The organism is Kitasatospora sp. NPDC059747 (genome assembly GCF_042732955.1).
In the GTDB taxonomy this organism is placed as follows: Bacteria; Actinomycetota; Actinomycetes; order Streptomycetales; family Streptomycetaceae; genus Kitasatospora.
This window is the reverse complement of the sequence record NZ_JBHWGV010000124.1, coordinates 7,150-17,370: the sequence shown is the minus strand read 5'-3', so window position 1 is coordinate 17,370 and position 10,221 is coordinate 7,150. Positions and strand designations below refer to the sequence as shown.

11 protein-coding genes are annotated in these 10,221 nt (G+C 74.9%); 6 read left to right on the top strand and 5 right to left on the bottom strand.

What is annotated here, in order from left to right; all coding sequences use genetic code 11:
• Nucleotides 1-159: 159 nt before the first annotated feature.
• Complete coding sequence (locus ACFV4G_RS36070) at nucleotides 160-1,413, bottom strand: hypothetical protein (RefSeq protein ID WP_380446417.1); 1,254 nt, start codon at nucleotides 1,411-1,413, stop codon at nucleotides 160-162.
• A 165-nt stretch (nucleotides 1,414-1,578) separates the two neighbouring features.
• Between ACFV4G_RS36070 and ACFV4G_RS36065 the strand changes: the two genes are divergently transcribed.
• The 3 genes from ACFV4G_RS36065 to ACFV4G_RS36055 are packed head-to-tail and all read left to right on the top strand — an operon-like array spanning nucleotide 1,579 to nucleotide 4,020.
• Nucleotides 1,579-2,244 (top strand): response regulator transcription factor, encoded by a 666-nt coding sequence (locus ACFV4G_RS36065; protein ID WP_380446416.1) that lies wholly within the window; start codon nucleotides 1,579-1,581, stop codon nucleotides 2,242-2,244.
• Nucleotides 2,241-3,659, top strand: a complete 1,419-nt coding sequence (locus ACFV4G_RS36060) for a sensor histidine kinase (protein ID WP_380446415.1) — start codon at nucleotides 2,241-2,243, stop codon at nucleotides 3,657-3,659. The genes ACFV4G_RS36065 and ACFV4G_RS36060 overlap by 4 nt, the downstream gene beginning before the upstream one ends.
• 34 nt (nucleotides 3,660-3,693) lie before the next feature.
• A complete protein-coding gene (locus ACFV4G_RS36055; protein ID WP_380446414.1) occupies nucleotides 3,694-4,020 on the top strand; it encodes an SDR family NAD(P)-dependent oxidoreductase in 327 nt (108 codons plus the stop codon).
• A 28-nt stretch (nucleotides 4,021-4,048) separates the two neighbouring features.
• On the opposite strand, the gene ACFV4G_RS36050 is transcribed toward ACFV4G_RS36055, so the two are convergent.
• From ACFV4G_RS36050 to ACFV4G_RS36035, 4 genes are all read right to left on the bottom strand, one after another.
• Complete coding sequence (locus tag ACFV4G_RS36050; RefSeq protein WP_380446413.1) at nucleotides 4,049-4,639, bottom strand: DUF3592 domain-containing protein; 591 nt, start codon at nucleotides 4,637-4,639, stop codon at nucleotides 4,049-4,051.
• Nucleotides 4,640-4,837: 198 nt separating this feature from the next.
• Nucleotides 4,838-5,851: a LysR family transcriptional regulator gene (locus ACFV4G_RS36045; protein ID WP_380446412.1), complete on the bottom strand. Its 1,014-nt coding sequence runs from the start codon at nucleotides 5,849-5,851 to the stop codon at nucleotides 4,838-4,840.
• An 87-nt stretch (nucleotides 5,852-5,938) separates the two neighbouring features.
• A complete protein-coding gene (locus ACFV4G_RS36040) occupies nucleotides 5,939-6,292 on the bottom strand; it encodes a hypothetical protein (RefSeq protein ID WP_380446411.1) in 354 nt (117 codons plus the stop codon).
• Nucleotides 6,293-6,443: 151 nt separating this feature from the next.
• The gene (locus ACFV4G_RS36035) at nucleotides 6,444-7,046 is read right to left on the bottom strand and encodes a TetR family transcriptional regulator (protein WP_380446410.1); all 603 of its coding nucleotides are present in this window, start codon (nucleotides 7,044-7,046) and stop codon (nucleotides 6,444-6,446) included.
• A gap of 81 nt (nucleotides 7,047-7,127) precedes the next feature.
• On the opposite strand from ACFV4G_RS36035, the gene ACFV4G_RS36030 reads away from it, so the two are divergent.
• From ACFV4G_RS36030 to ACFV4G_RS36020, 3 genes are all read left to right on the top strand, one after another.
• Nucleotides 7,128-7,850 (top strand): ABC transporter ATP-binding protein, encoded by a 723-nt coding sequence (locus tag ACFV4G_RS36030; protein WP_380446409.1) that lies wholly within the window; start codon nucleotides 7,128-7,130, stop codon nucleotides 7,848-7,850.
• Entirely contained in the window at nucleotides 7,847-8,617 is a 771-nt protein-coding gene (locus tag ACFV4G_RS36025) for an ABC transporter permease (RefSeq protein WP_380446408.1), read from the top strand. The genes ACFV4G_RS36030 and ACFV4G_RS36025 overlap by 4 nt, the downstream gene beginning before the upstream one ends.
• Before the next feature lie 259 nt (nucleotides 8,618-8,876).
• A complete protein-coding gene (locus tag ACFV4G_RS36020) occupies nucleotides 8,877-10,178 on the top strand; it encodes a PQQ-binding-like beta-propeller repeat protein (RefSeq protein WP_380446407.1) in 1,302 nt (433 codons plus the stop codon).
• Nucleotides 10,179-10,221: the final 43 nt, after the last annotated feature.

Below are 10,221 nucleotides of genomic sequence, written 5' to 3'. Positions count from 1 at the left end.
GAAGGACAGCTCGTGGGCCTCCAGCGCGGCCCGCTCGGCGCTCCAGTCGCGCGGCGCCGCCGGCGGCCCCCCCGCCCCGGCCCCCCACGTTGCTCCCGCCCTCCGCAGCGCCCGAGTTCGGCACTGCGCCGAGCGGCGGGCAGTCGGTGTCGCGGTCGGTCAGCCGAGCGAGGCGAGGAAGGTGTCGAGCGCCTGGACCTCGGCGGCCTTGTCCGGGTGCGAGGCGCGCAGCGACGTCAGGACGTGGTCGATCTCGCCGTCGAGGAAGTGCCAGGCCTGCCCGTTCTTGGGCTGGAGGCTGTCCTGGTCGTCGTCCCACGCCGTCTCCAGGTCCTTCACCCGGCTGGTCGCGGCCTTCTGGTCCCCGGCGTCGAGCTTGGCCAGGGTGTCGGACGCGATGGTGCGGAACTTCGCGATCTCCGCCGGGGGGAAGGAGGACGTCGCCTGCTGCGGCGTGAGGGAAGCGGCCACGGGTGCCGGGGCGTCGGCCTCGCCGGCCACGGCCGCGTGCGGTTGCTGGTTCGCCCACACGAGCAGCGCTCCGGCCGCCACCGCCACGAGGGCGAAGTAGCCGAGCATGACCCGCTCACGCGCCGGGTTCGCCGCCTGCGGCGTGCGGGCCCCGTCGTCGGCCTCGATGACGTCGCTGCGGCTCCGGGTGAGGTGGACGACCGTGGCGAGGATCGCGGCCAGGAAGATCACGCTGGTCACGGCGGTGCCGAGGCCCAGGCCCCCGTCGCTGCTCGGCGAGGCGAGCCAGTCGCCGAGGTTGGCGCCGAGCGGGCGGGTGAGGATGTAGGCCAGCCAGAAGGAGAGCACCGCGCCGGCGCCGAGGCGCCGACCGACGACGATCGCGGCGATCAGCCCGAGCGGAAGGAGCACCGACACGCCCGGGGCCCAGCCCGTCAGCTCCAGGGTCCAGTCGCCGACCGCGGTGCCGAGGGCGAAGGTCACCAGGACCGCGAGCCAGTAGAAGAGTTCACGGGAGCGGGTGACGATGCTGTGGATCGACAGCGTCCGCTCACGCGCGTACCAGATCCCGAAGACGACGGCGAGGACGCCGGCGAACACGCCGCTGCTCACCGCGAGGGGGACGCCCTGACTGTCGGTGAGGATGTCCGTGTACAGGGTGCCGGTCACGCTCAGCACCACGACGGTGAGCCAGTACACGAACGGGACGTAGCGCTTGGTACCGAGCTGCCAGCCCAGGGCGCCGGCCAGCACGGCGGTGAAGATCAACGAGGTGTCGACCAGGCCGACGCCGAGGGTCGTGTTGATCCAGTCGGCGAAGCTCTCGCCGACCGTGGTGCAGAGGATCTTGATCACCCAGAACCAGATCGTGACCTCGGGCACCTTGTTGATCAACTGGCGGCCGAGCGACGCGGCCCCGGATCGCTCCATGGTGGATGTCATGACGCCGAGGCTGACACGCGCGACCTGAACACAACCTGAGCGCGTCACCGCGGGAATCCGCGAGGTCACCGCGGGCACAGCGGCACGGGGCCACCTGCCGGGAGGCGGCCCCCGGCGTCCTGAGCCGCCCAGGCTGCTCTCATCCGGACGGGCGATACTGTGCCGATGACCGATCACCGGGTACTGGTCGTCGAGGACGACCACGGACTGCGCGAGGCCCTGGCCCGCGGCCTGCGCGAGGAACAGTTCGACGTGCTGACGGCCGCCGACGGCGCGAGTGCGCTGCGCGCGGTGCGGCAGCAGGTCGACGCCGTGGTGCTGGACATCGGCCTGCCCGACTCCGACGGCCGGGACGTGTGCCAGGCGATGCGCGCCCACGGCTTCGCCGTGCCCGTGGTGTTCCTGACCGCGCACGGCGGACTCACCGACCGGCTGTCCGGGTTCTCGGCCGGCGGTGACGACTACCTGGCCAAGCCCTTCCACATGGCCGAGCTCGCCGCGCGGCTGCGCGCCGCCATGCGCCGGTTCGGCTGCGAACCCGGGAGCGGGGGCTCGGAGCTGCGCCTCGACCCGGCCCGGCACGTCCTGGCCGGACGGGACTGCTCGGTCGCCCTGACCCCCACCGAGTTCCGGCTGCTGGCCTGCCTGATGGCGGTACCCGGAGCCGTCGTCCGCAGGCGGGCGCTGCTGCGCGCGGGCTGGCCGGAGGGCGCCATGGTCACCGACAACACCCTCGACCAGTACCTGGCGCGCCTGCGTCGCAAGCTGCGCCAGGTGGACGGCGCGCACGGCATCGCCACGGTGCGCGGCGTGGGCTACCGGTTCGAATGAGACCCTCCACCGGGCGGATCCGCCCCCACCGGCTGCCGACACGGCTGCGTTCGCTGCGTCCCCGCACTCTGCGCGGCCGCCTGGCACTGATCGCCCTGGTCAGCATCGCGGTCTGGGTGGCCGTGCTGACGGCCGTCTTCCAAGGGCTGCTCACCGCACAACTGAACAGCCAGACCGACGAACTGCTGCGCACCCGGGCCACGGCGGCGGCCGCCACCGTCCGCCCGTCCGCCGACGGCAGGCTCACCATCGACGAACCCGCCGACGACAGCGCCCTCGACGTCGGCGTCTGGATCTACCAGGACGACCAGGCCCTGGAACGCCCGACCGCCTCGCGCGCCCTCCAGAACACCGCAGACCGGCTCGCCGGCGGCCCCGCCGGATTCAGCCGCAGCACCGGACCCGACCCCGCCCGCCTCTACGTCCTGCCCGTCCTCGCGGGCGACCGACGCGTCGGCGCCGTCGTGGCCGCCGTCGGACCGGACCCCGGAGAACCCACGGCCGAACTCGCCCTGACCGCGGCGGCGGCCCTCGCCGCCCTCATGCTCGCGGCCGTGTACCTCGTCACCCGGGCCGTGGTCGGAGGCGCGCTGCGCCCGGTGGCGGCGATGAGCGCCCAGGCGGCGGCCTGGAGCGCCGCCGACACCACCCGCCGCTTCGGCACCGCACGGCGCCCGGCCGAACTGTCCGCCCTCGCCGGCAACCTCGACGAACTGCTGGACCGGCTGGCCGCCGTCCTGCGGCACGAGCAGCAGCTCACCGCGGAGCTCTCGCACGAGCTCCGCACACCGCTGGCCCGGATCACGGCCGAGACGGACTGGCTGCTGGCGAGGCCCCGGGACGCCGCCGAACAGCAGGCCGCCCACCGCGCCATCGCCGAGAGCTCGGCGCGGATGCGGGAGATCTGCGAGACGCTGCTCTCCCAGGCCCGCGACGGGATCGGCGCGGGCGGCGGAACCGGCGAGGCGCCGGGCCGCTGCCTGCTCGCGCCACTGCTGGCCACGCTGGCCGAGCGCAGCGCCCAGGAGTTCCCGCACGCGCCGCCGGTTCGGGTACACGGGGGTGACGCACAGGTCGTGGCCGGAGTCTCGGCCCCGATCGTCGAGCGCATCCTGGCGCCGCTGCTCGACAACGCGCGCCGCTACGCCCGGACGTCGGTGACCATGGAGTGCGCGGGCCGGCCCGGCTCGGTCACGGTGGTGGTCAGCGACGACGGCCCGGGCATCCCCGAGGGGGTGGGCGAGGCGGTGTTCGAGCCAGGACGCCGGGCCGATCCCGGGGACGGCCACGACGGCGCCGGCCTCGGCCTGGCCCTGGCCCGCCGCCTCGCCCGCGCGGCAGGCGGCGACCTCACCCTCGGTCGGCCGTCCGCCGGCGCCGGCGGCTGCTTCGAGCTCTCCCTGCCGACGGGATGAGCCTCCCGCGGCCGTCGCCAGGGCTCACGTCCCGGTGGGGCCCTCCTCGCCGTCCGGCCGGATCGCCAACGCCGGCAGCGGCGTGTACGCGGCCACCAAGTTCGGCATCAACGGCTGGTCGGAGTCGCTGCGCAAGGAGCTGCTGCCCGACGTCCGCGTCACCGTCATCGAGCCCGGCGTCGTCGCCACCGAGCTGCCCACCCACATCACCCACGAAGCGACCCGCCAGGGCGCCCGGCAGCTCTACGACGTCGCCCAGGTCACCGCCGAGGACGTCGCCGAGGTCATCACCTTCGCCCTCCAGCGCCCCCGGCACCTGGCCATCCACGAGATCCTGCTGCGCCCCGCCGGCCAGGCCTGACCCGATCACCCCTCGCCCCCTCCCGGCTCTACTCCGTGGGCTCCTCCAGGAGGCACCAGGCACACAGGATGAACGGGGTGCCGAGCCCGCCCACGGCGACCATGATCCACAGCGGCCAGTAGCCGCCGCCGGTGACGGGAGCCCGTTGCGGGTGCACGGGGTCGATCCGTACGCCGACCCGGTGTCCGTCGGGCCACTGCTCGTCCGCGCCCTCGTCGGCGCGGTACTCGTGCCCGTCCGCCGTCCAGTGGTAGGTGCACTCGGTGCTGGTGTCGCCGCTGTCGTGGCAGCCGGTGACGGCGGCGGACACCCGGAGCGTGGCGTGAACGTCGCGGTCGTGCTGGTGGAACCAGCCGCTGAGGGAGAAGGCGAAACCGCCGGCGAACACGCAGAGCATCAGGGCGAGCAGGGCGCTGCGGAACAGGGCGCCGGCCACGGAGCCGGAGCGCGGGCTCTCGCCCAGGGCGACGCTCACCGGTCCGGCCAGCGCCGCGACTGCCGCCGCACCGGCCGCACCCCTCCAGCCGGCGTACCAGGGCGTCGAGCCCCACGGGGTGCAGGCCGTCGTCACCGCGCCGGCCAACACCGCGGCCCAGGCCGCGCGTTGGAGCAGTCGCACGGCGCCTCCCGCCCGGCGGCGCGGGCCGCCGGCCCGGCTCGGGGCGGCGGGGGGCCGTCGGTCCTCGGGAGTCGGAGGAGCGGGAGGAGTCGGAGGAGCGGGAGGTCGGTCGTCCGCGGTGGTGGTCACCCGGCCACGCTGGCAGAGGCGCGGGACCGGCACCAGAAAGCGGTGCTCACCCCCGGCGTTCAGCGATGCTTACGGCACAGGCGTGGCGGACGGCACGCCGGGCGCGGTCCGCTCGCCGGGATCGACCAGGTGGCTGCTCACCCGCGGCTCACCGTCGGTCAGGCCCTGCGCCGCCAGCCGCTCGCCCGCCGTCAGCAGCGCGCTCTGGAGCGCCTCGCCCGCCGCCCGTACCGCCGGGGGCGCGCCCCACGGGCCGGTGCGCCGCAGCAGCCGCACCAGGTAGGAGCCGGGCACCGGCAGCGAGGTGACGGTGCCGGCGCCCGGGCCGATCAGGGCGGCGGCGTTCGCGGGCAGGATCGCGGCGCCGAGGCGCGCGGCGAGCATGGTGTAGACGGCGAAGCGGTAGCGGGCGGTGTGTTCCACCAGCGGCACGATGCCGTGCTCGGCGGCCAGGCGCTGGAAGGCCAGCTGCCGGGGGGAGCCGGCCGGGGCGGTGATCCAGGGGCGGCCGGACAGCTGGGCGGGGTCGGCGGGCGACGGCCAGTCGGCCGGAACGACCAGGCGGTAGGCGTCCTCGAACATGACGCTCGCCTCGACGCCGGGCGGCAGCGGGGTGGGCTCCTGCCGGTCGTCCTCGATGACGAGGACGTCCAGTTCGCCCAGGCGGAGTGCGCGCAGCCCCTCCTGCCGCCCGGTCTCCACCAGCCGGGGGACGAGGTCGGGGTGGGTGCGGGCGAGCAGGTGGACGGCGGTGGTGGCGAAGAACGTGATGGCGGGCGCCGGGACACCGATGGCGACCGGGCCGGCGGCGGCCCCGCCGAGTGCCCGCAGGTCGCGGGCGGCGTCCTGGAGCGCCTGGCCGATCCGGTCGCCGTAGCCGGCCAGCAGGCGTCCGGCGGTGGTCAGTTCGGCCCGTCCGCCGGTGCGGTCCACCAGCGGGACGCCGACCTCGCGTTCCAGCCGGCTCAGCTGCTGGGACACCGCGGAGGGCGTGTGGCCGAGGGCGCGCGAGGCGCCCGCCACGCTGCCGGAGTCGGCGATCTGGCGCAGGATCAGCAGTCTCTTCGGGTCGAGTTCCACCACTGCGCCGCCCTTTCGCTCCGCCCGGGTCGAGGACGCCCATCCTGGCAGAGGCCGCGGCGCCGGTCCGGACCGCTCGTCCGAGCGTCTCTAGGACAGGTCCCAGACCTCGATCGTCAGTGCCCGGTCGGCCGGGCACGCGGCGATCCGTTCCGGATGCGTCTCCACGGCACGGGCCTGGACCCACGTTCCGGTACCGGAGCCGGGCACCGCACCGGCGGCGAGCAGGGGCAGGACGTGCTCCGCGCGGGCGGTGTAGCGGTTGGGGTACCCGCCGCGGATCAACTGCTCGGCCTTGCCCGCGGCCACCAGCTCCTCCACCCACGTGATCCCTGACGCCCCGATCTCCCACCTGGCGAGAACGAAGTCACGGCGCTGCTCGGGGATTGCCCGGTCGTACTCCTCGGGGCTCAGTTCCGTGATGCCGATCCACCAGCCGAGCATGTTCCGCGTCCTCCCCGCCGACGTCACTGCCGACGTCACTGCTGCGGAAGCCTACTGGGAGGGCGGCGCGACGTCATCGGCTTACCGTCGTGCTGTCGAGCTGTGCCCGAGAACGGTCCGGCGGCGCCGCCAGGCCCGGCACCGCACACCCTCAGGGCTCGGCCAGGTATCCCTGCACCGTCCGGGCCAGGAGCGGGGCGAGCCGTTCCGCGGGTGCCGACGCGAGCGGCTCCACCTGGATCACGTAGCGCGCCATCGCCAGCCCGACGATCTGCGAGAGCGTCAGCTCCACCCTCAACTCCGGCTCCTCCAGGTCGAGTTCGCCCGCCAGTCGGCCCACGAGTTCGGTCACCATGAAGCCCCGCACCAGCGCCGCCACCTCCTCGCTGGCCGCCGCCGTGCGCAGCAGCGCCAGCAGCCGGTCCCGCACCGCCGGTTCCTCCCAGAGCCCGAGGACGAAGGCGGCCACGCGTTCGCCGACGCGCTCGCGTTCGCCCGCGAGCACGCGTTCCACGACGGCCCGCGGGTCGACCGGGAAGTCCAGTGCCGCCAGGAACAGCCGGTCCTTCGTCCCGAAGTAGTGGTGCAGCAGCGCCGCGTCCACACCGGCCGCGCGGGCGATCGCCCGCATGCTCGCCTTCTGGTACCCGCGGGCCCCGAACTCCGCCCGGGCCGCCTCCAGCACCGCGCCCCGGGTGTCCTCTCCCCCGGGGCGCCGTCCGACCCGCTTCTGCTGATTCCCCTCGCCACTCACGAGGCCATTGTCACCGGTGACACCTGCGCGCGACTTGACCGGCACCTCCGGCGGCGCAAAACTCATCACATGATGAATTCCATGGCGGGGCCGCCCGGCCCCGCGGTCCGCATCACCGGCCTGACCGTCGAACGCGGCGGCCGCCCGGTCCTCCACGGCCTCGACCTCGACATCGCCGCCGGCACCATCACCGGCCTCCTCGGCCCCAGCGGCTGCGGCAAGACCACCCTGCTGCGCTCGGTCGTCGGCGTGCAGCGCACCGCCGCCGGCCGCGTCGAGGTGCTCGGCCTCGACGCCGGCGGCCCCGCCCTGCGCCACCGCGTCGGATACGTCACCCAGGCCCCCTCGGTCTACGGCGACCTCAGCGTCGCCGAGAACCTCGACTACTTCGCCGCCGTCCTCGGCGCACCCGGGACCGACCCCGCCCGGGTGATCGCCCAGGTCGGCCTGACCGGCCACGAACGCGACATCGTCGACCGCCTGTCCGGCGGCCAGCGCGCCCGCGTCTCACTCGCCGCGGCCCTGCTCGGCACCCCCGAGCTGCTCATCCTCGACGAGCCGACCGTCGGCCTCGACCCGGTGCTCCGCCAGGACCTCTGGCGGCTCTTCCGCCGGCTCGCCGACGGCGGCGCCACCCTGCTGGTCTCCAGCCACGTCATGGACGAGGCCACCCGCTGCGACCGCCTGCTGCTGATGCGCGACGGCAGGCTGCTCGCCCACGACACCCCCGACGCGCTGCTCCGCGCCACCGGAGCCGCCGACATCGACAGCGCGTTCCTCGAACTGGTGGAGGCCGGCCGATGACCACCCCCCGCACCCGGCCGCGGACGGCGCACGCCCTGCGGCGCACCCTCGCCACCGCCCGTCGCGTCCTCACCCAGCTGCGCCACGACCCGCGCACCCTCGCCCTGCTCCTGGTCGTGCCCTGCCTGCTGCTCGTCCTGCTCAAGTACATGTTCGACGCCCAGCCCGCCACCTTCGACCGGACCGGCCCCGCCCTGCTCGGCGTCTTCCCGCTCCTCGTGATGTTCCTGGTCACCTCGGTCGCCATGCTCCGCGAACGCACCACCGGCACCCTGGAACGGCTGCTCACCATGCCGTTGGGCAAACTCGACCTGCTCCTCGGGTACGCCCTGGCCTTCGGCGCCGTCGCCCTGCTCCAGGCGACCCTCGCCACCGCCCTCACCATCGGCCCGCTCGGCCTGCACATCGCCGGCCCCACCTGGCTGGTCTTCGCCGTCGCCGTCGCCGACGGACTGCTCGGCATGGCGCTCGGCCTCCTGGTCTCGGCGTTCGCGGCCACCGAGTTCCAGGCCGTCCAGTTCCTGCCCGCCGTCCTCCTCCCCCAGATGCTGCTGTGCGGGCTCTTCGTCCCGCGCGACGCCATGGCGACCGCGCTGCGCTGGGCCTCCGACGTCCTGCCGCTCTCCTACGCCGTCGACGCGATGACCCGGCTCACCACCACCGCCACCGCCGACTCCGCCGTGGCCCGCGATCTCGCCGTCGTCGCCGGCTCCGCCCTGCTCGCCCTCGCCCTGGGAGCCGCCACCCTCCGCCGCCGAACCGCCTGATACCGCCCTCGGTCCACATGGCCGTACCCTCCCGCCGGCAGCGCCGGACCACGGTGTGCGTGATCCCGAGCCTGCCCGCCCGGCGGCCGGAGTGCGCGAAGGGCCATACCGGACGGCGGCCGACGGGGCGCCGCCGACTGCCGGCGGATCCGAGACCCGGCCGGATCGCGCCGCCGCAATAGATCGGGGACGGATGTTCGGTAGTCTCCGTTGATCGGCAGCGGTGAGCGCTGCCTTGGGGGGACGAGGGAGCCGGTAGATGGAGTCGCCTTCGGCCGGGCAGCGGTCGGCGGAGCAGGGCTCGTGGCAGTGGGACGACGCGGGCGGTGCCGGCGGGACGCCCGGGGACGTGGTCGGCGGGGGCGGGAAGGGGCCGCGGCTCGGCCGGCGGGGACTGCTCGTCGGGGCCGGGGTGCTCGCGGGGGGCGCGGCACTGTGGGCCTTCGGGCGCTCCGCCCGGACGGCGCCGCCGACGCCGCGGCCGACCGCGGCGGAGGGGCCCGCGCCGGCCTGGACGTACCGGGGGGCGGAGGCGATGGCGCCCGAGCGGCTGGCGGACCGGCCGGGCCGGCCGCTGTTCCCGTCCCGCACCAGGCTCGTGGTGCTGGATCCCGCGAGCGGCGCCCCGGCGCGGCTGATCACCTTCGACCAGCCGCGCCCGTACCCGCCGAGCGGCCCGGACTCCATGGGGAGCGTGGTGTTCGGGCCGGACCGGCTGTTCACCACCTTCCAGGGCCGCATCGAGTCCCGCCATCTCACCGACCCCGGCGGCGACTGGAGCCTGCCGCTGCCCGAGGAGTCGGGCCGCGGCAGCGTCCAGCTGGCCGGTTGCGACGGCGGCACGCTGTACGGCTCGGTCCTCAACTACGGTTCGACCACGACCACGTCACCCGACACCAAGGTGTTCGCGATCCGGGTCTCGGACCGGTCGGTGCTCTGGTCGCTGCCCTTCGGGGCCGGCGAGAACCTGCTGGCCCCCGTGACGGCCGCCCCCGGCCTGCTGCTGTGCAGGCGCAGAGCCGGCGAGCGCACCGAGGTGGTCGTCCGGGATGCCACCGACGCCCGGGAGCTGTGGAAGGCCCCCGCGGACGAGAACCTGCGCTGGTACACCCCCGGACCGGAGAACATCTATGTCCCCGACGGCACCGGGGGCGTCCGCGCGCTGGCGCCGAACGGCGAGTCGCGCTGGACGGCCGGTCCGGCCGCGGGAGAACAGTGGCGGGCGCTGCCGCCGGTCGCGGACGACACCCGGGTCTACGTCCCGCGCGACAACGGCCTGCTCACGGGCCACGACGCAGTGACGGGCCGCCAGGTGTGGTCCTACCGGCTGCCGTTCCCGCTGGACGTCCGGAGCCAACCTTTGGTGGCCAAGGGCGTGCTGTACGTCCCCGGGCCGGCCGCCGGTGGCGTGTGGGCGATCGACGCCGCGACCGGCCGGCAGCTCTGGACCTTCCGCGACGGGATCCCCGGCAAGGACGTCTGGTCGCTGGCCGCCGACGACACCCACCTCTACGCGGGCCACGACGACGCCCTGCACGCACTGCCGCTGGGCGCGAGTTAGCTCACGCGGATCACAAGGTCCTGCGGCGTGCGGACCTCGGTCC